General features: G+C 56.7%; 23 protein-coding genes. 17 read left to right on the top strand and 6 right to left on the bottom strand.

The genetic code is table 11. From position 1 onward, the window contains the following. Positions 1–38 precede the first annotated feature (38 nt). Both BMZ36_RS04605 and BMZ36_RS04600 read left to right on the top strand, forming a co-directional pair. Positions 39–1,334: an adenylosuccinate synthase gene (locus BMZ36_RS04605; RefSeq protein WP_091191995.1), complete on the top strand. Its 1,296-nt coding sequence runs from the start codon at positions 39–41 to the stop codon at positions 1,332–1,334. A 126-nt stretch (positions 1,335–1,460) separates the two neighbouring features. Next, entirely contained in the window at positions 1,461–1,802 is a 342-nt protein-coding gene (locus BMZ36_RS04600; RefSeq protein ID WP_091191993.1) for a hypothetical protein, read from the top strand. A gap of 56 nt (positions 1,803–1,858) precedes the next feature. Here BMZ36_RS04600 and BMZ36_RS04595 read toward each other — a convergent pair whose 3' ends face one another. Then, entirely contained in the window at positions 1,859–4,123 is a 2,265-nt protein-coding gene (locus BMZ36_RS04595) for an arginine/lysine/ornithine decarboxylase (RefSeq protein WP_091191990.1), read from the bottom strand. Between the two features lie 230 nt (positions 4,124–4,353). Continuing rightward, positions 4,354–5,325 carry an L-threonylcarbamoyladenylate synthase gene (locus BMZ36_RS04590; protein WP_091191987.1) on the bottom strand — a complete coding sequence of 324 codons (972 nt, stop codon included), beginning with the start codon at positions 5,323–5,325 and terminating at the stop codon, positions 4,354–4,356. Between the two features lie 272 nt (positions 5,326–5,597). Here BMZ36_RS04590 and BMZ36_RS04585 point away from each other — a divergent pair, with 272 nt between their 5' ends. Then, positions 5,598–6,014 carry a hypothetical protein gene (locus tag BMZ36_RS04585; protein ID WP_143085969.1) on the top strand — a complete coding sequence of 139 codons (417 nt, stop codon included), beginning with the start codon at positions 5,598–5,600 and terminating at the stop codon, positions 6,012–6,014. A 102-nt stretch (positions 6,015–6,116) separates the two neighbouring features. Here BMZ36_RS04585 and rsgA read toward each other — a convergent pair whose 3' ends face one another. The 3 genes from rsgA to BMZ36_RS04570 are packed head-to-tail and all read right to left on the bottom strand — an operon-like array spanning position 6,117 to position 8,593. Next, positions 6,117–6,992, bottom strand: a complete 876-nt coding sequence (gene rsgA / locus BMZ36_RS04580; protein ID WP_091191983.1) for a ribosome small subunit-dependent GTPase A — start codon at positions 6,990–6,992, stop codon at positions 6,117–6,119. Further along, entirely contained in the window at positions 6,989–7,306 is a 318-nt protein-coding gene (locus BMZ36_RS04575) for a 4a-hydroxytetrahydrobiopterin dehydratase (RefSeq protein ID WP_091191980.1), read from the bottom strand. Before BMZ36_RS04575 ends, rsgA begins: the two co-directional genes overlap by 4 nt. A 39-nt stretch (positions 7,307–7,345) precedes the next feature. After that, positions 7,346–8,593 carry a M48 family metallopeptidase gene (locus tag BMZ36_RS04570; RefSeq protein ID WP_091191977.1) on the bottom strand — a complete coding sequence of 416 codons (1,248 nt, stop codon included), beginning with the start codon at positions 8,591–8,593 and terminating at the stop codon, positions 7,346–7,348. A gap of 40 nt (positions 8,594–8,633) precedes the next feature. Here BMZ36_RS04570 and orn point away from each other — a divergent pair, with 40 nt between their 5' ends. Then, a complete protein-coding gene (gene orn / locus BMZ36_RS04565; protein WP_091191974.1) occupies positions 8,634–9,185 on the top strand; it encodes an oligoribonuclease in 552 nt (183 codons plus the stop codon). Between the two features lie 21 nt (positions 9,186–9,206). Beyond that, positions 9,207–10,634: a cache domain-containing protein gene (locus tag BMZ36_RS04560; RefSeq protein ID WP_091191969.1), complete on the top strand. Its 1,428-nt coding sequence runs from the start codon at positions 9,207–9,209 to the stop codon at positions 10,632–10,634. Positions 10,635–10,684: 50 nt separating this feature from the next. Here BMZ36_RS04560 and trxB read toward each other — a convergent pair whose 3' ends face one another. Continuing rightward, positions 10,685–11,638: a thioredoxin-disulfide reductase gene (gene trxB, locus BMZ36_RS04555; RefSeq protein ID WP_091191966.1), complete on the bottom strand. Its 954-nt coding sequence runs from the start codon at positions 11,636–11,638 to the stop codon at positions 10,685–10,687. 122 nt (positions 11,639–11,760) lie between these two features. Between trxB and BMZ36_RS04550 the strand changes: the two genes are divergently transcribed. The 12 genes from BMZ36_RS04550 (at position 11,761) to rseP (ending at position 22,222) form a co-directional block, all read left to right on the top strand. Then, complete coding sequence (locus tag BMZ36_RS04550) at positions 11,761–12,480, top strand: ABC transporter permease (protein ID WP_091191964.1); 720 nt, start codon at positions 11,761–11,763, stop codon at positions 12,478–12,480. Positions 12,481–12,539: 59 nt separating this feature from the next. Further along, positions 12,540–13,040, top strand: a complete 501-nt coding sequence (locus BMZ36_RS04545) for a hypothetical protein (RefSeq protein WP_143085968.1) — start codon at positions 12,540–12,542, stop codon at positions 13,038–13,040. Next, on the top strand, positions 13,037–13,948 hold the full coding sequence (locus tag BMZ36_RS04540) for an MlaD family protein (RefSeq protein ID WP_177187776.1): 912 nt from the start codon (positions 13,037–13,039) through the stop codon (positions 13,946–13,948). Before BMZ36_RS04545 ends, BMZ36_RS04540 begins: the two co-directional genes overlap by 4 nt. Positions 13,949–14,094: 146 nt before the next feature. Continuing rightward, positions 14,095–14,757 carry a hypothetical protein gene (locus tag BMZ36_RS04535; RefSeq protein WP_143085967.1) on the top strand — a complete coding sequence of 221 codons (663 nt, stop codon included), beginning with the start codon at positions 14,095–14,097 and terminating at the stop codon, positions 14,755–14,757. Between the two features lie 178 nt (positions 14,758–14,935). Continuing rightward, complete coding sequence (rpsB, locus tag BMZ36_RS04530) at positions 14,936–15,646, top strand: 30S ribosomal protein S2 (RefSeq protein ID WP_373277399.1); 711 nt, start codon at positions 14,936–14,938, stop codon at positions 15,644–15,646. Positions 15,647–15,743: 97 nt separating this feature from the next. Beyond that, positions 15,744–16,622 carry a translation elongation factor Ts gene (gene tsf, locus BMZ36_RS04525; RefSeq protein ID WP_091191948.1) on the top strand — a complete coding sequence of 293 codons (879 nt, stop codon included), beginning with the start codon at positions 15,744–15,746 and terminating at the stop codon, positions 16,620–16,622. A gap of 114 nt (positions 16,623–16,736) precedes the next feature. Beyond that, a complete protein-coding gene (pyrH, locus tag BMZ36_RS04520; protein ID WP_091191945.1) occupies positions 16,737–17,456 on the top strand; it encodes a UMP kinase in 720 nt (239 codons plus the stop codon). Between the two features lie 73 nt (positions 17,457–17,529). Further along, positions 17,530–18,087: a ribosome recycling factor gene (gene frr, locus BMZ36_RS04515; RefSeq protein WP_091191942.1), complete on the top strand. Its 558-nt coding sequence runs from the start codon at positions 17,530–17,532 to the stop codon at positions 18,085–18,087. A gap of 18 nt (positions 18,088–18,105) precedes the next feature. Next, positions 18,106–18,840: a polyprenyl diphosphate synthase gene (uppS, locus tag BMZ36_RS04510; protein WP_245747770.1), complete on the top strand. Its 735-nt coding sequence runs from the start codon at positions 18,106–18,108 to the stop codon at positions 18,838–18,840. A 9-nt stretch (positions 18,841–18,849) separates the two neighbouring features. Further along, a complete protein-coding gene (locus BMZ36_RS04505; RefSeq protein ID WP_091191939.1) occupies positions 18,850–19,698 on the top strand; it encodes a phosphatidate cytidylyltransferase in 849 nt (282 codons plus the stop codon). Positions 19,699–19,706: 8 nt separating this feature from the next. Continuing rightward, entirely contained in the window at positions 19,707–20,885 is a 1,179-nt protein-coding gene (ispC, locus tag BMZ36_RS04500) for a 1-deoxy-D-xylulose-5-phosphate reductoisomerase (RefSeq protein WP_091191935.1), read from the top strand. After that, positions 20,876–22,222, top strand: coding sequence for an RIP metalloprotease RseP (rseP, locus tag BMZ36_RS04495; RefSeq protein WP_091191933.1), 1,347 nt, complete (start codon positions 20,876–20,878; stop codon positions 22,220–22,222). The genes ispC and rseP overlap by 10 nt, the downstream gene beginning before the upstream one ends. Positions 22,223–22,248 lie beyond the last annotated feature (26 nt).

Raw genomic sequence — 22,248 nt, 5'->3', positions numbered from 1 at the left:
CTTGTTGCGTGTTGAATTGACTTGATTAGAGGTTTTCCATGAGCAGAAACGTGGTGGTCATCGGCACCCAGTGGGGCGATGAAGGCAAGGGCAAGATCGTTGACTGGCTGACTGATCACTCGCAGGGTGTTGTGCGTTTTCAGGGCGGTCACAATGCCGGCCATACCCTTGTGGTCGGAGGAAAGAAAACGGTGCTGCACCTGATTCCATCCGGCATCCTGCGCGAGGGGGTGACCTGCTATATCGGCAATGGTGTGGTACTTTCACCGGAAGCGCTGCTCAAGGAAGTGGATGAACTTGAGGCCGCCGGTATCAATGTTGCAAGCCGGTTGCGCGTATCCGGCGAATGTCCGCTGATCCTGCCGTACCACAGCGCGCTCGATGTAGCGCGTGAAGCGGCGAAGGGCGACAAGAAGATTGGAACGACTGGCCGTGGCATCGGCCCGGCTTATGAAGACAAGGTTGCGCGCCGCGCCATCCGCCTTCAGGACTTGTTCCACCATGACCGGTTTGCTGCCAAGCTGCTTGAAAACCTGGATTTCTACAACTTCGTGCTGAAAAACTATTTCAATGTCGCGACGGTTGATTATCAGAAAGTGTTTGACGATGCGCTGGCCTTGTCCGAGCGTATTCGCCCGATGCTGGCCGATGTGTCTCGCGAATTGAACCTGTTGCAGAAGGAAGGCAAGAACCTGTTGTTTGAAGGCGCGCAGGGCGCGCTGCTCGACATCGATCATGGTACCTATCCGTTTGTCACCTCGTCCAACTGTGTGGCGGGTACGGCTGCGCCGGGTGCTGGTGTCGGCCCGCAATCGCTGCATTATGTGCTGGGGATCACCAAGGCGTACACGACCCGCGTTGGATCTGGCCCGTTCCCGACTGAGTTGTTCGACGATGTGGGTGCGCGCTTGGCCCAACGCGGCAATGAATTCGGTGCCACGACCGGGCGGGCGCGCCGTTGTGGCTGGTTCGATGCCGCCGCCCTCAAACGCTCCATTCAGATCAATGGCGTTTCCGGCCTCTGCATCACCAAGCTCGACGTGATGGATGGTTTGGAAACGGTACGCCTGTGTGTTGGCTACAAGGTGCGCGGCGAGATGCTGGACCTGCTGCCCTCCGGCTCGGAAGAGGTGGCGCTGTGCGAACCGGTGTTGGAAGAAATGCCGGGTTGGAGCGAATCCACTTTCGGTATCAAGCGTTACGAAGATTTGCCGGCCAATGCGCGGGCTTATCTCAAGCGACTGGAAGAAGTTTGCGGTGCTCCGGTCGACATGATTTCCACAGGCCCGGATCGCGAGGAAACCATTGTGCTGCGCCACCCGTTCCTGGGTTGATTTTTATTTGCTTGCAAAAAAGCCTGGACATGCGCCAGGTTTTTTTGTGCGTTGGACAAACAGGTTTGAATCCTGAGGTGATTGGGCATAATATTTTCATCAGGCTTTGAATTTTTTGGTGAATTCATGTCAGAAAAAGTCAGTGAATGCCTTGATGCAGAACAGCCGCTTTCCATGGAAGGCGAGGTGCCTCGGCCAATGACACGCTACAAGCGTACAGACGAAGCTCGCAAACGGCATATCGATACCATGCAGGATGAGGTTCTGGAAAAGGTTTCCGCTGTGATTGAGTCGTTCCGGGAGAAGCCGGCCAAAGGAGAGCGCTCACACGATCCTGAGCGGGTAATTCGAAAGATCAGACGTCACTCGATCGATATTTCTTCGCGTTCGCCGATGAACTGGCTGTTTTTCGCCTTGATCGGAGCGGGTTTTCTGTTGATGCTTGCAGGATGGATACGCTATTTTTGAATTGAAAACAACAAGGCCCGGCATTTGCCGGGCCTTGTTCGTTATTGCAGGACAACTCAGAGGCGCACGCAATCCACGTAGTAGTGTGTCTCGCCATTGGTTTCCGTTTTGACCAGTCCGTGAATGTCTGCCTCAAATCCCGGACAAGCCTTGTTGAACTCGCGTGCGAATTTCAGGTAGTCCACGATGGTCTTGTTGAAACGCTCTCCCGGAATCAGGAGCGGGATTCCTGGTGGGTAGGGCGTCAGCAGCACGGCGGTGACACGGCCTTCGAGTTCGTCGATCGGCACGCGCTCGATCTCGCGGTGTGCCATCATGGCGAAAGCCTTGGCTGGCTTGAGTGCGGGCACCATATCGGAGAGATACATCTCGGTGGTCAGGCGCGCCACGTCGTTCTTCTTGTAGAAGCCATGGATCATGTTGCACAGATCCTTGAGTCCCATGCGCTCATAGCACGGATATTTCGTGCTGAACTGTGGCATGACACGCCACAGCGGTGCATTGCAGTCGTAGGCATCCTTGAACTGTTGCAACTCGGTTACCATCGTGTTCCAGCGGCCCTTGGTAATGCCGATCGTGAACATGATGAAGAAGGAGTAGAGACCGGTTTTTTCGACTACGACGCCATGTTCGGCCAGATACTTGGTAACGATGGCGGCTGGGATACCAGATTCCGAGAATTCGCCGTCCAGGTTCAATCCCGGCGTGATGATGGTCGCCTTGATCGGATCGAGCATGTTGAAGCCGTCGGCGATCGGACCGAAACCGTGCCAGGTATCGTTGCCCTTGAGCATCCAGTCCTTGCGATGTCCCATGCCTTCTTCGGTCAGATGGTCCGGCCCCCAGACCTTGAACCACCAGGAATCACCGTACTCCTCGTCGACCTTGCGCATGGCGCGGCGGAAATCGAGTGCTTCCAGAATTGATTCTTCGACCAGCGCAGTGCCGCCAGGCGGTTCCATCATCGCAGCGGCGACGTCGCACGAGGCGATGATCGCGTATTGCGGGCTGGTCGAGGTGTGCATCAGGTAGGATTCATTAAATACATCCCGATCCAGTTTGCGGTTTTCCGGTTCCTGTACCAGGATCTGCGAGGCTTGCGACAGGCCTGCCAGCAACTTGTGTGTCGATTGGGTCGAGAAAATCATCGACTCCTTGCAGCGCGGCCGATCTTCACCAATTGCATGCATGCCGTGGTAGAACTTATGGAAGTTGGCGTGCGGCAGCCAGGCTTCGTCGAAATGCAGGGTATCGACTTCGCCATCGAGCAGGCCCTTGATTTCCTCGACGTTGTAGATGATGCCGTCGTAGGTCGATTGCGTGAGGGTCAGCACGCGCGGCTTGATATGCGGGCGTTTGGCGAGCGATTCGCGTGCGAACGGGTTGGCAGCAATCTTGCGGCGGATGGTTTCCGGTTCGAATTCACTGCGCGGAATCGGGCCGATGATGCCGTAGTGGTTGCGTGTCGGCATCAGGAACACCGGCACTGCGCCGGTCATGATGATCGCGTGCAGGTTGGATTTATGGCAGTTGCGGTCGACGAGCACGATGTCGCCTGGCGCCACCGTCGAATGCCAGACAATCTTGTTCGAGGTCGAGGTACCGTTGGTGACGAAATACAGGTGATCGCAATTGAAAATGCGCGCAGCATTGCGCTCGGATGCGGCCACCGGGCCGGTATGGTCTAGCAACTGGCCGAGCTCTTCCACCGCGTTGCAGACGTCGGCGCGCAGCATGTTCTCGCCGAAGAACTGGTGGAACATCTGCCCGAGTGGCGACTTCAGAAAAGCGACGCCTCCCGAGTGACCGGGGCAGTGCCAGGAATACGAACCGTCCTGCGCATAATGCGTCAGGGCGCGGAAGAACGGCGGCGGCAGGGAATCCAGATAGGCGCGCGATTCGCGATGGATGTGGCGCGCCACGAACTGCGGCGTGTCTTCATACATGTGGATGAAGCCGTGCAGCTCGCGCAGGATGTCATTCGGGATGTGCCGTGCAGTGCGTGTTTCGCCGTAGAGATAAATTGGAATGTCCGGGTTGCGGCGGCGGATCTCTTCGACGAAATGACGCAGCCGGGTCAGCGCGACTTGCGAGGCGGTTTCGTTCGCGTTTTCGATTTCTTCATCGTCGATGGACAGGATGAATCCTGCCGCACGGCTTTGCTGTTGTGCAAATGAGGTTACGTCGCCGAAATTGGTATAGCCGACGACCTCCAACCCCTCGTGAGCCAGTGCTTCGGCCAGCGCACGGATACCTGAGCCGCTGGCGTTTTCCGAGCGGTAGTCTTCGTCGATGATGACAATCGGGAAATGAAAGCGCATGGCGGAAATCCTTGTGTGCGAGCGCCGCAGGGCAGGGTGGAAAAGGGGCGTATATTAACCGACTTTTTGGCTGGGTAAAGTGCTAATTACAATGCGTGGCCAGTCTGCGACAGCCAGTGCTTTTTTCGCTGTTTTAGAATCTGTTTTCGCTCTAGCTGTGAAGCCGTGATCGGGGTTCGTGTGCGGCTCAAACAGACTCTTTTTGCTGCATGTATTCCTGATACCATAGATCAATCCAGCCGCCAATGCGCGGCGCGCATGAGCCGGTCGTTCACGGCCAGCCATTCCGCTGTCACTGGAGGCGATTCCAGTAGCAGGGTGTTGAATTCTCCGTTGTCCAGCTTGCGCAGTGTCGCGTACAGCGTGCGTGCGTAGTCAACGGGAGTGACCGGCATGACCTCACAATGTGTCGCCGGGCACGCCTCGTTCATGGCTCCCAGCGTGATGAGTGCGACGCGTTCGCCGTTCTGGTGCAGACGCAGTGCTTCTTCCCGCAAGCGCTCGCCTGAACCGGTCACCAGCGTTGTGCGGGGCGCATAGTGCGAATCGAGTAGACCGGAAACCCTGATTTTGGCGGTTTGCGGTTTCTGGTGGTGTTCAAGCGTCTGCCCAAGCACGGCTTCGATGGCTTCGCGCGGTACGCCGCCGGGACGCAGTAGCATCGGCGTATTGCTGACCAGACTGATAATCGTGGATTCCACACCCACCGTGCAAGGTCCGCCGTCGAGTACCAGCGGCACGGCATCGCCGAATTCCTTGCTCACATGTTCGGCCGTCGTCGGGCTGACGTGGCCGAACTTGTTGGCCGAAGGCGCCGCCAACCCACCGCCAAAGCGTTCAAGCAGCTCATGGGTCAACGGGTGGGCTGGTGCGCGCAGGCCAACAGTATCCTGCCCGCCGGTGACTGCATCAGGGACATGCGGTTGGCGTTTTAGAATCAGCGTGAGCGGGCCGGGCCAGAAGGCCGCAGCAAGCTTGCGTGCAACTTCCGGAACCTCGCGCGCCCAGTCGTCGATCTGGGCTGCTCCTGCAATGTGTACGATAACCGGATGATCGCTCGGCCGCCCCTTGGCGGCAAAAATCCTGGCGACGGCCTGAGGGTTGGCGGCATCGGCTGCCAGGCCATAGACCGTTTCGGTCGGAATGGCAACAAGCGCGCCCGCGCGCAACAGAACAAGAGCATCGTCAATAAGGGTGGACATGGCTGGAAGTGTTGGATGCAAAGCTGAAAGATGTCGATTATACCGGGCTTTGGGGCAGGACTTTCACTGCGGGTTTTTTTGTGGCTCAAGAGGGGTAGCCACTGAAAAGCTGCAGTTGCAACCGTTCGTCAGTTACAACTTTTTCTTGAAAAGTGCTTTGCTAAGGTGAAACACAATAGAAGCCGCCATTACCGTCTTCTGGCTACTATATCTTGGGGTTTTGTTTGATTTTTTGTGAAAGGTGACAGAAAGTGAACGCAGGTGTTGGCACGATGGAATCCATGACATTGGATGAAGGTATCGCACGTTTTTTGGGAGTCGGCGAGACCTGCGAAGGGGGCGTTCCTCTTGGGGATATTAGGGTCAAGGCAGCAAGCGAATTGTCTGCATACGGCCAAGTCCTGCAGGCGGAGCTTGGCAAGCGCGGTATCCGCATACCGCCGGCAATACAATTGCACAGCCCTGATGAAGGGCATGTCCTGGCCTTGGGCGATCACCCGGCAACGGCGGAAATTACCGATCTCATCAACAATGACATGCTTTTGCTGAAGCGTTTCAAGGAAGTTGAAGTGCTGCATGTACTGTTGCGTCGCGCCGAACAGCGAATAAACAAGCAGGCGATGACGTGTCAGCACTTCAATCTGGGAATGACAAGCCTGGGGTGCATTGCTTTCTTTACTGAGGCTTGAGCACGTTCGTGGTGGTTCCGGAAGTCCAGGCTGGGGCTGATTGCATCATCAGACTCAGTCTGGACTTCTTATTTTTGCAAGTCGATCAGCCATTTGGGGCGGTCAATATGCCGGTACCAAGGCCAGCTCATCTTGCAGGCGGTTGAGCAACTCCAGCCGTGAAGCGGGTACAGTGCCATTGGCCACGGCATTGCGGATGGCGCAGCTGGGCTCGGCGCGGTGACGGCAGTTGTGAAAGCGGCACTGGCCGAGCAGTTCCCGGAATTCCGGGAAATAGGCGGCCAGGGTTTCGGTCTGGATGTGGGCCAGCCCGAACGATTGCAGACCGGGGGAGTCGATCAGTTCGGAATTCGCATCCAGCTTGTAGAGCGCAGCATGGGTCGTGGTGTGTTTGCCGGAATCCAGCGCAGTGGAAATGTCGTTGACGCGGGCGTTGGCGTCCGGGATCAGGGCGTTGGTGAGCGTGGATTTGCCCATGCCGGATTGTCCGACCAGTACCGAGGTATGTCCTTCAAGGCGTTGGCGCAGCGGGGTGATGTCCTGCAAAGCAGAAACTTCAACCAAGTCATATCCCAAGCTGGAATAGTAAGCGAGCCGTTCGCGCGCGGCGGTGGCTTCGGGCAGGTCGCACTTGTTCAGGCAGATCAGCGGATGAATGCCGGCCGCTTCGGCCGCGATCAGGCAGCGCCCGATCAATTCGTCGAGCCAGGACGGTACGGGTGCAACAACGATGACGATCTGCGTGACATTGGCTGCAATCAGTTTTTCCCGCCACTGGTCGGAGCGGTACAGCAGTGTTTTGCGTTCCAAAGCTTTTTCAATGACGGCTTGCTCGGCATTGATCAGTTTGACGGCAACTTGATCGCCGCAGGCGAAGTCGGTTTTCTTGCCGCGCGCCGAGGCGATGCGGCGCACGCCATCGGCGGTTTCAACAATATAGGCTTTGCCATGGCTGGCGATGATTCGGGCGTGGGTCATTTGGGTGTGAGTTGGTCTACTTTGGCTGCGCAGAGGATGTCATTGCGCGAAAGACCGTTTACCGAACGGGTGCTCCACGACAACCGGCAGCGGCTGAAGGTGAGTTCCATGTCGGGATGATGGTCTTCCTTGTGGGCGATCCAGGCTACCGCGTTGGCGAAAGCCATGGTTTCGTGAAAATTCTTGAAACGGAATGTTTTTTCCAGTTTGTTGTCCACGACAAGCCAGTCATCGAGTTCGCTGGCGAGCATTTCGGCTTCGATGGGATCGAGCTTGGCGGGAGTGGCGCTGCAACGTTCTTCGGCAAGGGACATGGCGGCATTCCTTTCAATTGAAAGAGGCGACAATTCTTTCTAGCCGAGCGCGCGCAGCGTCGCAATGCGAATGGCCGCAGGCGGGTGGCTGTAATAGAACATGCTGAAGAGCGGGTCCGGTGTGAGTGTACTGGCGTTGTCGCGATAAAGCTTGACCAAAGCCTGGATCAGGTCGCTTGGGGAAGCGTGTTGAGCTGCATAGGCATCGGCCTCGAATTCCTGACGACGAGACAGCCAGGACGTGACTGGCGCAAAAATGAACGTAAAGACCGGCAGGACGAGGAAAAACAGCAGCAGAGCAACAGCCTCGCCGGATATGCTGACGCCCAGTCCTTGATAGAACCAGTCTTGCTGCATGATTTGCCCCAGCAGCCAGAGCAAACCGAGCGCCAGGGAAAACATCCAGGCCAGCCTTTTAAGTACATGACGGCATTTGAAGTGTCCGAGTTCATGAGCGAGTACCGCTTCCGTTTCCTGGGGATCGAGCTGTTTGAGTAGCGTATCGAAAAAAACGATGCGCTTGGATTGGCCCAGGCCGGTAAAGTAGGCATTGCCGTGGCTGGAACGCTTCGAGCCGTCCATGACGAAAACACCGCTGGATTTGAACCCGCAGCGCAGCAACAATGCTTCGATGCGTTGCTTCAGTGCTTCGTCGGCAAGCGGTTCAAACTTGTTGAACAGCGGAGCGATGAAAGTCGGGTAGGCCAGCATCATGAACAGCGAAAAAGCAACCCAGACAATCCAGACCCACAACCACCAATGAGTCCCCATCTTGTTCATCAGCCACAAAATCAGGGTGATCAACGGCAGGCCGATCAAGGCGCTGATGAATGTCGATTTGGCGAGATCGATGAAGAACAGGCGCGGTGTCATGTTGTTGAAGCCGAAGCGTGCCTCGATCCTGAACGTGGCGTAGATGGAACCGGGAAGGTTGATCAGGCTGCTGAGCAGGGTGAAGCTTGCCAGCAATGCCACGCCAGCGGTCAAGGGAGATGTAAACAGGGTCCGGCAGACATCGTTCAGCCAGTCAATCCCGCCACCCAGCGTGAAAGCCAGCAGCGTGGCGCCTTCGATGAGTGTCTCAATCTGTTTGAAGCGGGATTTCACTACAGTGTAATCGGCGGAACGCTGATGGGATTCCAGCGGAATCGAATCGGCGAAGTCGACGGGGACGGACGAACGGCATGCCGCCACATGGCGAATCTGCCGTTGTTGCAACCAGAGGTGGAGGAGGGTGCCGCTGAGCAATGCAAGCAGGAAGATCAGGGAGAACAGGCCGGGAGTCATTTATAATGATATTTTTGCTTGAGTGCGGAGTGCTGTGAGTATGCCACAAGACCAGAACAACCTCATCTGGCTGGACATGGAAATGTCCGGTCTCGACCCGGAACGCGAGCGGATCATCGAGGTCGCTTTGGTGGTGACTAATGCCAATCTGGAGACGGTCGCCGAAGCGCCTGTCTGGGTGATTCACCAGTCCGATGAGCTGCTGGATGCCATGGACGACTGGAACAAGAATACGCATGGCAAATCGGGGCTGATCGATCGCGTACGTGCTTCCACGCTGACGGAAGCCCAGGTTGAAGACGAAATCATCCGGTTTCTGGAACTGCATGTCCCCAAGGGCGTGTCTCCCCTGTGTGGCAATTCAGTGCATCAGGATCGCCGCTTTATCGTGAAATTCATGCCCAGGCTGGACCAGTACCTGCACTACCGGATTATCGACGTTTCCGTTTTGAAGGAACTGTGCAAACGCTGGCGGCCTGAGGTGTATGCCCGCTTCCAGAAAGAGGGCAAGCACGAGGCGCTGGCCGATATCTATGAATCCATCGAAGAAATGAAGTTTTACCGGGAAAACTTCCTGAAAATGGCTGAGTAAGCCGGTTGCGAGGAGGTAGCCATGTTCGGTTCACAGAGGGGAAAAACACAAAAGCTGCTCATCCTGGCTGCCATGGCCCTGACTGCCTGGGTAGCCCTGTCGTGGCTGTTTGTCTCTTCTTTTTCCCGTGAGCGTATTGGCAAGCTGGTTCGCGAAGAGCTGGAGGTGCTGAACAAACAGACAGATAGCTTGGCTCGCGATACCGATGCCAGCTTGGGCTTTCTGCTGGGCGTTTCCGAACTGGTTGCGCGCGACGAGCGTGTCATCGGCCTCCTTTCCGATGTCTCCGTGCCGGCTATGCGGCGGCAGGGGGCGAGGGGTGAACGGCTGGCCGAGATCAACCGCTATCTGGCCAATCTGAGCGCCTCCTTGTCTGCCGATGTCGTCTGGATAACCGCTGCAACGGGTGATTGCGTGGCCGCCAGCAATGCCCATTTACCGGAAAGCTTTATTGGAACCAATTATGCAGACCGCGATTATTTTCAGGAAGCGCGGCTGGGCAAGACTGGTCAACAGTATGCGATGGGACGCAAGACCAATATTCCGGGCATGTTTTTTAGCGTGCCAGTCATGGTCAAAGGGCGTTTTGTCGGTACTGTTACTTCAAAGATTGACCTTCCCAAGCTGGCCCACCTTGTTCGGCACGCAGACGCCTTTGTCTCGGACGAGAACGGCGTGGTTATCCTGGCAAATGACAAAACGATGGAAATGCGCACACTGCCCAATGCGCCTGTGGCACATACCACGGAAGCGGTACGGATGGCGCGCTACAAAAAAATGGATTTTCCGGGGCTGGACATCGCTCCATGGGGTAGTGCCGAATTTCCCGTCTTGCGCCGTTTTGGCACCGAAACCTCGCCATTTCTGTTTTCCAAGCGGGTTCTGGAAGGCAAGGATCTGGAAGTGCACAGCTATCGGCGCCTACCGCAGATCGAAGTCCTGAACATGGAAAAACGGTGGTTGTTCTCTTTGCTGCTGGCTACAGGTTTGCTGCTGGTGGCTGGTTTTGTCTGGAAGTTTTACCACAAGCATGCCAAGACTCGGAGAGTGGAATCCGCCTTGCTGTTTCGTTCTGTCATGGAATCCACGGCCGATGGCATCCTGATTGTTGACGGCAATCAGAGAATTGCTGCGTTCAATCAGCGCTTCATGGAAATGTGGTCCGTCCCCCCGGGCTTGCTGGCCGCAGGGCAAACTGATGCGCTGATCACTCATGTCATGGGACGGGCGGAGTTGTCTTTGGAATCGCTGAGCTTGCTTTCCGATGTTCTGGCCAACCCTCGTGCTTGTGGGCGGGAAACGGTGCAGATCAAGGACGGACGCATCATTGAATGCGATGCCCAGGCGCAAATGTTGGAGGAGTGCGTTATCGGAAGAGTCTGGCGCTTCCGGGATGTGACGGCGCAAATAGAAAGCCCTACACAGGAGGGCAACAGGCAGGACTGTTAGCAGTTTCGAACAGGCTGCATGTGTGCAGCCTGTTCGTCGAATACCGCGCGTTATCGGCGCAGGGATTCCAGGTAACGGTCTGCGTCCAGAGCGGCCTGACAGCCTGTGGCTGCGGAAGTGATGGCTTGGCGGTAGATGTGGTCCTGAACGTCGCCAGCTGCGAAAACGCCAGGAAGGCTGGTGGCGGTTGCATTACCGTTGCGTCCCCCTTGCGTTACGATGTAGCCGTTGTCCAGCTCCAGTTGTCCGGCGAACAGGTCGGTATTGGGTTTATGGCCGATGGCGATGAAAATGCCAGTCACGTCAAGATCACGTGTGGAGCCATCCAGCGTAGACTTGAGCCTCGTACCTGTTACGCCACTGCCGTCGCCCAATACTTCGTCGAGAATCTGGTTGGTGGCCAGACTGATCTTGCCGCTGGCAACTTTTTCCATTAGATGGTCGACCATGATCTTTTCCGCACGGAAGTTGTCGCGACGATGGATCAGCGTGACGTGCTCGGCAATGTTGGCCAGGTACAAAGCCTCTTCAATGGCAGTGTTCCCCCCGCCGACTACCGCCACTTTTTGTCCGCGGTAGAAAAAACCGTCACAGGTTGCACAGCCGGAAACCCCGCGCCCCATGAATTCCTGTTCGCTTGGCAGCCCAAGATACTGGGCAGATGCGCCCGTGGCGATGATCAGTGCATCGCAAGTGTATTCACCTGCATCGCCGATCAGGCGGATGGGTTTTTCTGTCAGTTTTGCAGTATGGATATGGTCGAAAACCATATCGGTGCCAAAACGTTTTGCATGCAGTTCAAAGCGCGCCATCAGTTCCGGTCCTTGCACGCCGTCGGCGTCAGCCGGCCAATTGTCTACTTCGGTTGTCGTCATCAACTGGCCGCCTTGGGCCAGACCGGTAATCAGGGTGGGCTTGAGGTTTGCGCGTGCAGCGTAAACAGCCGCCGTGTAGCCGGCAGGCCCGGAGCCGAGAATGAGCAAGTTGGAGTGCTTGGTGGACATGGTCTGGTTTCCTTGTTGGGAATGATGCAAGTTTACTGTTTTTTTGCGCCGAGTTCCCAATCAAATCTCTCAATGTTTCCGATAGCGGTCCGCCCTTTCTCTGGCTTGTCTCGCCGCCTACAATGATGGGCATGGGAATCCTCAAGACACTTTCACCGCTATTCCTGCTCTGGCGTGGCTGGCCCCTTTTGCGCCACCCTCCCGTGCGCCGCGTTTTTTTGAAGCAGATTTACTTTACCGGCAACGAGGCAGGATGGCTTGTTGCCATGATCGGGTTCGCCCTGGGGGCGACTGTCGTATTGCAATTGCATGACGAATATGGCCAGAGTTGGGACACCGCGCTGCGGATACTGGGGCGGCTCGTCATGAACGAATTGGGGCCGCTGCTGGGGACGTTGATCGTCGTGGCGCGCTCTTCTTCTGCCGTGGCGAACGAGCTCGCCAATATGCGCATGCATGGGGAGTTCCGCTGTCTGGAGCTCCATGGAATTCCTTGCGAGCATTACCTGCTTCTGCCTCGTGTAGCTGCGCTCGCGGTTGCTGCGATGATCCTGTCGGGATGCCTGGCTTTGTTTGCGTTGGCGGGCGGGGTGGCTTTTTCTTCCGGTTGGCATGCGGGTTACCAATTGCTGCAACTTGACCGGATGCTCCTCCCCGCCTGGATCGCGGTTTGTCTGGGCAAGTCGCTGTTGTTTGGATTGTGCACGGGGTTGCTGACTTGCGCAGTGGGCGTGTTGACCCCGCCGCTGCCCACGGAAATTCCCAAAACGGCATCTCGTGCCGTCTTTTTCGGCATCCTCGCTTTGTTTTTGATGGATTTTTTATGGTCGTTGGTTCTATGAGGCATGTTGTATCCCATACGGAATTTTTCGGTGACCCGTGCCTGCCAGGGCGGTGGTGGGTGTCTTTGCCCAAGGACGGGAATGCCGCCAGGGAATGGGTTGACCGGCTCGCCTCTGCTGCACAGCTAAAATGCCCCGGACGCGTAGCTGTGCTGGATGCCGATGCGGTCATGGTCAGCAATTTGCGCGTGTGGGAAAACCTGGTTTTGCCGTTGTGGTATCGGGAAGGCGGCGCGCTGGAGGGCTTTGAGGGTCGCTTGTCGAACCTGCTGGTTGCGACAGGTCTGTCCGAAGATCGGCAGACCATACTGATGGGGCTTCAACCTGCCGCGCTTGATCGTGGTGAACGGCGCCTGATGGTTTTGCTGCGTTCGTTGTTGCTGGAACCGAGTTGCGTGATCGTGGAAGAAGAGTTCTGGCGCGACATGCTTGGCCGTGGGGAGGAAACGGCTCATGGGCGGGCTTGGCGTGCGCTGCTGGCTGCTGAATGCATGATCGTGGCAGGGGGCTGCGAAGTTCCCGGGGGGTGGGGGCTTGTTGCGGAACGAGAGGAGGAATGATGGCGTTGAAATTGCTTAAGGAAACCGATCCGCGCTTTCAGTGGCTGGGTTGGCGGGTCGTGGTATTCGGCGTGACCATTTTGTTGACATTGTCCGGACTGGCGGCGGTCATTGCATTCAAGCAGGGGCTGTTTGTCAGCAAAACCCGCCTGCATTTTCTGGCTGACCATGGGGCGGGGTTGCTGCCCGGCATGCAGGTACGTTTCTCTGGTTTTCGCATCGGTGTTGTCGATAAAGTGGAGCTGACCGAGCAGGCCAAGGTGCAGGTCGATCTGCTTGTCGAATCGCGTTACATGAAGTGGATCAAAGCCGACTCGACGGCTCAATTGCTGCAGGAAGGTTTGATGGGGGATTACTACATCGAAATGATGGGGGGCTCCCCTGCTCAGCAGCCCCTCAAGGCAGGAGGCAAGGTTAACTTCGCTCCGGCGCACAGCCTGGCCGATGTCGCGTATGACTTGCGCAGTCGCGCCTTGCCTATTCTGGACTCATTCCAGATCACGATGGATTACATCAATGATCCCAAAGGAGACGTTCGTCAGTCTGTGGCTAATGTGAAACAACTGACTGCCGAGCTTCAGCAGACGCGGGCCCGTATGGATGCCTTGCTGGTGCGGCTCGATTCGACCGCGGGAACGGTCAATGCCCGTTTGCCACGCATACTGGACCGTACAGCTTCCAGCTTGGCGAGCGTCGAATCGGCGGTGCGGGATGCCAGTGCGGTTGCTTCCATGGTGCGGGGCGCGGTGGAGGAGTCTGTTCCGCGCCTGCCTTCGATTGTACGCAACTCGGACGATCTGGTGCGCGATAGTCGCGATACCCTGCAAGGCGTGCGGCGAAGCTGGCCGCTGAATACGATGCTGACACCGCAGTCGCTGGAGCCACCGCTACCGGAAAGTCGGCGTTGAAAGAGGAAATGAGCGTGCAGCGAATATTGGTCTGCTTATGTGTTCTGTTGTTGATGGGGTGCGCCAGCGAACCGCTAGCACCGGTTCCGGCTTTGCGTGTGTTGGCCGAAAATGCCAATCGCGCAGCGATTTCGGCTGCGCGGTCAATGCATTGGGAGAGTGCAGCCGTTTCATGGAGAGAGGCTCTGACAGCCTACCAAGCTATCGACGATTGGGAAGGACAGGGGCGGGCGCGGCTTGGTCTGGCGGATGTGCTGGCGCGGCTGGGACGCAAAACGGAAGCGGAAAACAATCTGTTCTACATGACGGGGCAAGGGGCGTTTTCTCGCCTGTTGCGTGCGCGAGCGCATTACCAGTTGGCTTTGCTTGCCGCAGAAAAAGATCGCGAGCAGGCTGGCCGGTGGCTGGCGGAAGCCAGGCAGCTCTGTGCGCCAGACTGTGCCCATGTTTCTTCTTTCGACAATCTGGAGGCGCGTTTGAGTGCCGCGCGAGCGGATTGGGGTATGGTGGAGCGGCTGACAACAGGCGTCTTGGCGCGTCACGAAGTGGTTGCGGCCGAACGTTCCCATGCGCTGCGCCTTCTAGCAGAGACCCAATTTGAACGCGGGGAATTGGTGACTGCGCGAGCCAGTATCATTCAGGCATTGACGCTTGATCGGGAGCTGGCCGAGCCGGAATGGCTGCTGGAAGACTATACGCTTCTGGGGCGCATTGCCGCCGCGATCGGTGACGGGGTGGAACAGAAAGATGCGGCGGCACGCATTGCTTCGTTGTGCAGAGGTGCGAAATTGGCGGGGTGTGGAAGGTGAAAACGGACAAAACCTTGATCTGTTGCGGGGAGACGGAGTAGAATCCTCGGGCTTTGTGGCATGGGGCTGCAAAGAAAATTTCTCGCTCGTACCGTAAGGGTGCGTCGATTTGTCGGCGTCACGCACGAGCGGAAGTCCATAACCCTTATGATTTGGAGTTAAATCAATGTCCGTCAGCATGCGCGATATGCTCGAGGCCGGTGTTCACTTCGGCCACCAAACCCGTTACTGGAATCCGAAGATGGGTCAATATATCTTCGGTGCTCGCAACAAGATTCACATCATCAACCTGGAAAAGACTGTTCCGATGTTCGAAGAGGCCGCCAAGTTCGTGCGTCGTCTCTCCGCTAACAAGGGCACGATCCTGTTTGTCGGTACCAAGCGTGCAGCCCGTGAAATCGTGGCTGAAGAAGCTGCTCGCGCAGGTGTTCCGTTTGTCGATCACCGCTGGCTCGGTGGCATGCTGACCAACTTCAAGACCGTCAAGCAATCCATTAAGCGTCTGGGCGAACTGCAAGCCATTCTGGCCGACGAAAACAACGGCTTCAACAAGAAAGAGCTGCTCGATATGCAGCGCGAAGTCGAAAAACTTGAGCGCTCCCTCGGTGGCATCAAGGATATGGGCGGCTTGCCGGATGCGATTTTCGTGATCGATACCGGCTACCAGAAAGGTACCGTGACCGAAGCCAAGAAGCTGGGTATCCCCGTGATCGGCGTGGTTGATACCAACAACTCTCCAGAAGGCATCGACTACGTGATTCCGGGTAACGACGATTCCGCCCGTGCGATCCGCCTGTATGCCCGTGGTATCGCCGATGCAGTCCTTGAAGGCCGCAACCAGTCTGTGCAGGAAATCGTTGCTGCTTCCGCAGAGGTTGCGGCAGAGTAAGTTTCCCCTTTGAGGTCAAAAAGGGGCGCATGTTTCGCCCCTTTTTTGCAAACATTTTCCGGGCGAAATCGTCCGACCAAGTATCAGGAGAACGGAAATGGCGGAAATTACCGCAAAGATGGTGGCAGAACTGCGTGAACTGACCGGTCTGGGCATGATGGAGTGCAAGAAGGCGCTTGTCGAAGCCGAAGGCGATATCAAGAAGGCAGAAGAAGTCATGCGCATCAAATCCGGCAACAAGGCTTCCAAGCTGGCCGGCCGTACCGCTGCCGAGGGTGTTGTGGCTGTCTTCATCTCCGCTGACAAGAAAACCGGCGCGCTGATCGAAGTAAACTGCGAAACCGACTTCGTGGCCAAGGATGCAGGCTTTGTCGCTTTTGCCAATGCCGCTGCCCAAGCTGCTGCCGAATCGACTGCCGCAGATGTAGCCGCTCTGGCCGATGTCAAGACCGCTTCCGGTGAAACTGTTGAAGACCTGCGCAAGGCAATCATTGCCAAGCTTGGCGAGAACATGTCCCTGCGCCGCTTCGTGCGTTACCAGACTGCTGGCCAACTGGCAGCTTACCTGCACGGTGCCAAGATCGGCGTTCTGGTCGATTTTGCCGGCGGTGATGAAGGGCTGGGCAAGGACGTGGCGATGCACGTTGCAGCATCCAAACCGGTTTGCGTTTCCAAGGACCAAGTGTCTGCCGATCTGCTCGACCAAGAGCGCAAGATTTATACTGCTCAAGCAGCCGAATCCGGCAAGCCGGCCGATATCGTTGCCAAGATGGTTGAGGGTCGTATCAACAAGTATCTGGCCGAAGTGACCCTGTTGGGCCAGCCGTTCGTGAAGAATCCGGACCAGACCGTTGAAAAACTGCTGGCCGAAAAGAAGGCTGTTGTGAATGCGTTCACCATGTACACCGTGGGCGAAGGCATTGAAAAGGCGGTAGTTGATTTCGCCGCTGAAGTGGCTGCAGCCGCCAAGGTTTGATCTATATTTGATTGAGCCGCCAGGTGTGACAACACCTGAACAAACCAACGGAACGCCGCGCGGCGACGCGCGGCGTTTCTGCAACCACCCCCATCATCGAGAGGAGTCATTCAAATGAGTCAAGCGCCAAAATATCAACGCATCCTGCTCAAGCTCTCTGGCGAAGCCCTGATGGGTGAAGATAGTTACGGGATCAACCGTGCGACGATTGATCGCATCGTCCAGGAAATCAAGGATGTGGTTGATCTGGGTGTCCAGGTGGCAATCGTGATCGGGGGCGGCAATATCTTCCGTGGCGTGGCGCCAGCAGCTGCAGGCATGGATCGGGCCACGGCCGATTACATGGGGATGCTGGCTACCGTGATGAATGCGATGGCTTTGCAGGATGCCATGCGGCACGCTGGTGTCGTCAGCCGTGTACAGTCTGCGCTGACCATTCAGCAAGTTGCCGAACCCTACGTTCGCGGCAAGGCCATCCGCTACCTTGAAGAAAACAAGGTCGTGATCTTCGGCGCCGGCACTGGTAACCCTTTCTTTACGACTGATACTGCGGCTGCGCTGCGCGGCATGGAAGTCGGGGCCGATATCGTGCTCAAGGCCACCAAGGTTGACGGCGTCTATACCGATGACCCCAAGAAAAACCCCGATGCCGTGCGTTATCACACAGTAACCTTCGACGAGGCCATCGGCCGCAATCTGAAGGTGATGGATGCAACGGCGTTTGCCCTGTGCCGCGACCAGAAAATGAATATCTGCGTTTTCAGTATTTTCAAGCAGGGCGGACTCAAGCGCGTGGTGCTTGGGGAAGATGAAGGTACGCTGGTACACTGCTGAGGTTTGAGTTTTACAAGCAGGCGGAAGGATAGGACTGCCTCCGCCTGTTTTTATTGAATTTGAGGAGAAAGCAATGATCGCCGACATCAAGAAAACCACCGAAAGCAAAATGCAAAAAACGGTGGAAGCCCTGAAGCATGATCTTGCCAAGGTGCGTACGGGACGTGCACATACCGGCCTGCTCGACCACATCATGGTGGATTACTACGGCACAATGACGCAACTTTCTCAAGTCGCGAGCGTCTCGCTGATTGATGCGCGCACGATCGGTGTCCAGCCGTGGGAAAAGAACATGGTGGCGAAGGTTGAAAAGGCGATTCGCGATTCCGACCTCGGCCTCAACCCGGCTGCAACAGGTGATGTGATCCGTGTGCCGATGCCTGCTCTGACCGAAGAACGTCGCAAGGATCTGACCAAGGTTGTGCGCTCCGAGGCAGAAGGTGCTCGCGTAGCCGTGCGCAACGTGCGCCGCGATGCCAACAATGACTTGAAAGCACTGCTCAAGGACAAGGAGATTTCCGAGGACGACGAACGCCGCGCTCAGGATGACATCCAGAAGCTCACTGACAAGTATATCGCCGAGGTCGACAAGGTTTTGGCCGAAAAGGAAAAGGATCTGATGACTGTCTGATTCGGCGGAAACTCAACCGTGACGAACCAGATTGGCAAGCCGGCAGGGCAGGGCGCTGTGCCCTGTCACATCGCAGTCATCATGGATGGCAATGGCCGTTGGGCCAAGCGCCGCATGATGCCGCGCATCTATGGGCACAAAAAAGGTGTCGAGACACTGCGGAACGTAGTGCGCGCATGCGGTGAGCTCGGCGTTTCCTACCTTACGGTTTTCGCGTTTTCCAGCGAAAACTGGCGGCGTCCGCCTGACGAGGTCGGTTTTTTGATGAACCTGTTTCTGCAGGTGCTGTCATCTGAAATCAAACGCCTCAATCGCAACAATGTCCGTTTGAAAGTGATCGGCAATCGTAGCCGTTTTGCCCCTGAGCTGGTTTCCCGGATTGAGGATGCCGAGCGGGAAACAGCGGCCAATACCGGCCTCACGCTGACCATTGCTGCGGATTATGGTGGTCGTTGGGACGTTGTGAACGCAACGACCCGTCTCTTGGCCGAGCATCCGGAAAAAATTTCCGGATTTGCCGAAGAAGATTTGGCCCCGTATCTGGCGATGGCCTATGCGCCTGACCCTGATCTGTTTATCCGTACGGGGGGCGAGCAGCGCACCAGCAATTTTTTGCTCTGGCAGCTTGCCTATGCCGAACTTTACTTCACTGATCTGGCCTGGCCTGAATTCGATCGCAGAGCGCTGGAAGCTGCAATTGACTGGTATCACGGCCGCGAGCGCCGCTTCGGGCGCATCAGCGAGCAGCTTTAGGTCCACGATATGTTCAAAACGCGAGTACTGACAGCGCTGGTGCTGGTGCCATTGTTTCTGGGGGCGCTCTTCCTGTTGCCAGAGAAGGGATGGGGCCTCTTCTGTGCAGTCGTCATGGCCGCCGCCGCAAGCGAATGGCGCCGGATTGCCGGCATGACTGGGCGCTTGGCAGTTTTTTTTCCCATGGCTACCTCGCTTGCTTTTATCGGCGTTGTTTTTTTTCCTTTGCCGCTTTGGGTGTTGCTTGGAATTTTCAGTGCGGCGGGCGTGTTCTGGCTGGGGGTCGTGCCGTGCTGGCTGGCGCGAAAGTGGTTACTTCAGCGTGCCGGCCATTTGAATATCTTCATCGGTTGGGCGTTGTTGTTGCCAGCAGGCTTGGCCATGCTGCATTTGCGCGGTGATGGTTGGCTGTTACTGGCGATCATGATGGTGGCATGGGTGGCAGACACCTTTGCCTATTTTTCCGGTTGTCTTTTCGGGCGCCACAAACTGGCCCCTGCTATCAGTCCGGGCAAGACTTGGGAAGGGGCGGCAGGTGCGCTGTTGGCTGTCGGAGCCTATGTCTGGTTCCTGCCCAAACCGTTTGCCTTTTTCCCCGGCTCCTTCCTGGCTACCGATCCCTTGACGCAGAAAATGGTGTGGCTGGCCGGCGGCGTTTTGCTCATGGTAGTCAGCGTGTTCGGCGATCTTCTGGAGTCACTGTTCAAACGCCAGGCCGGCATCAAGGATAGTGGCCATTTATTGCCGGGGCATGGTGGCGTACTGGACAGAATCGACAGCCTTTTGGCCATCTTGCCGGTTGCTGCAGCCCTGTATCTTGCCCACGATCTGTTTTTTGTCGTTCCGTTCGGCAAATAAGGACGCCAATGAAAACCCGTCTTACCATCCTCGGTGCAACCGGAAGCATCGGTGCCAGTACGCTGGATGTCGTTTCCCGCCACCCTGATCGTTACGAAATCGTTGCCCTGACCGGCATGCGGCAACTTGACAAGCTGCTTGCCGCTTGCGTTCGCTATGCACCGCGCTATGCGGTGGTACTGGATGAAGCAGCAGCAGAGGCACTTGCCTGCCAATTGCGGCAGGTCGGGAGCACGACGGAAGTGCTGTGCGGCAATGCAGCCTTGATCAAAGTGGCTACCTTGCCAGAGGTTGATGCGGTCATGGCGGCGATTGTCGGGGCAGCCGGCATGCCGGCAACGCTGGCTGCTGCCCGGGCTGGCAAGCGGGTTTTGCTGGCCAACAAGGAAACCCTGGTGTTGGCCGGACATCTCTTCATGCAGGCAGCCCAGGAAAACGCCGCAATACTGTTGCCCATCGACAGCGAACACAATGCGATTTTCCAGAGTTTGCCGCACCCTTATCCGGGAAATCTGGACGCGGCCGGTGTCAGGCGTCTATTGCTGACTGCGTCCGGAGGGCCTTTCCGTACGTTCAGCCAGGCCGAATTGGAGCAAGTCACTCCGGAGCAGGCGGTCAAGCATCCTAAATGGTCAATGGGGCGCAAGATTTCGGTCGATTCGGCCTCGCTCATGAACAAGGGATTGGAAGTCATCGAGGCGCACTGGCTGTTCAATGCGCCGCATGACCGGATCAAGGTGGTGGTTCATCCCCAGAGTGTGGTTCATTCTCTGGTCGAGTACGTTGATGGCTCGGTGCTGGCACAACTGGGTTCGCCCGACATGCGCACGCCGATTGCCAACGCCTTGGCATATCCGGAGCGAATCGAGGCTGGTGTCGAGCAGTTGGACTTGTTCGCTGTGGGGCGGCTCGATTTCGAAGCGCCCGATCTGAAGCGGTTTCCCTGTCTGCAGCTGGCATTCGACGCGCTGGCGGCTGGCGGTGCAGCGCCGGCCATGCTCAATGCTGCCAATGAAGTTGCGGTTGCCGCATTTCTCGAGCGCCGTATCGGCTTTACAGCTATCCCGCGCTTGATAGAAATGGCAGTTGAAAGGGCGGTCGGTATGCCTTCTTCCTCCCTGGAAGAGTTGCTTGAGGCCGACAGCCTCGCGCGGGAATTGGTCGAGGTTCGTTTGCCATGCTGTTGACCTTGCTGTCTTTTCTTGTTGCGATCGGGATACTGGTAACGGTCCATGAGTATGGCCATTACCGGGTTGCCAAGGCGTGTGGTGTCAAAGTCCTGACGTTTTCGATCGGTTTTGGCAAGCCGATCCTGCAGTGGCAACGTGGCGAGACGTGCTGGCAGATTGCCTTGATTCCCTTCGGCGGTTTCGTTCGTCTTTTGGGCGAAGATGACGAGATCGAGCTGTTGCCGGGTGAAGAAGCGCGTGCATTCAATCGTCAGCATCCCCTTCGCAAGATGGCTATTGTAGCGGCAGGCCCCTTGGCCAATCTGTTTCTGGCTTGGTTGTTGTTCAGTCTGGCTCTTGCGCTTGGAGAAGAAGCATTGAAACCGGTTGTCGCCGGAGTCCGGATCGACAGTCTGGCCGATCGGGCGGGGATCGCACCCAACGATAAGATATTGCGTTTCGGTTCCCACGAGATTTTGCAATGGGACGATTTGCGGGTGGCTGCGCTGGATGAAGCTGGCAAGACTTCTATTTTCTTGGAAGTGAGCTCCTCTCGCGGCTCTGTGCGCGAAGTTGAAATGGATCTTTCCGGTGTGGAAGGAAAAAAGCTCGATTTTCATATACTGGAACGGCTTGGTCTTTCCCCTTTGCCTTTGCTGAACCGTGTTGCGGAAATAGAGTCAGGCAGTCCGGCAGAACGGGCTGGTTTGCAGAAAGGGGATGAAATCATCGCGGTGAACGCGCTCCCTGTTGTGCGCTGGGAAACGCTGCAACACTTGATTTCGAGGAGTTCCGGACGCGAAATCAGCCTTGCCATCCGGCGCGGGGAGGAAGAGCGGGTTGTAGCACTGACGCCGCGCATTCATGAATCCCCCCAAGGCGCAGTAGGGCGGATCGGTATAGCGCCGCAAATTGATGCAGAACGATGGGCGACGCAAAAAATGCAACTGAAGTTGTCTTGGCTCGAATCGATGAGCCGAGGCGCACAGGAAATGCGTTTACTCACAGTGCTGACGTTCAAATTTACCGCTGCCATGCTGTCTGGCGACATGTCTGCCAAAAATGTCAGCGGGCCGGTAGGGATTGCGGCCTTGGCCGGAGAAACGGCCAGTATGGGTTTTGCTCCTTACCTGAAGTTTCTGGCTCTGCTCAGTTTAAGTCTGGGCATCCTTAACTTGCTGCCTGTCCCCGTACTGGACGGGGGGCATTTGCTGTATCATGTGGCCGAGCTTGTTCGTGGACGCCCGGTCCCCAAAGCTTGGCAGGAGATCGGCCAACGCATTGGCATTGGTTTGCTGGTGGGCCTCATGATGCTGGCGCTCTACAACGACATTAACCGATTTATCCCCGGCTGATTTTGCACAATCGCCATAAAAATAGA

It is taken from the genome of Formivibrio citricus, from assembly GCF_900115065.1.
Lineage (GTDB): Bacteria > Pseudomonadota > Gammaproteobacteria > Burkholderiales > Chitinibacteraceae > Formivibrio > Formivibrio citricus.
The sequence above is the reverse complement of the archived record's forward strand: the minus strand, read 5'-3'. Positions and strand labels throughout refer to the sequence as shown.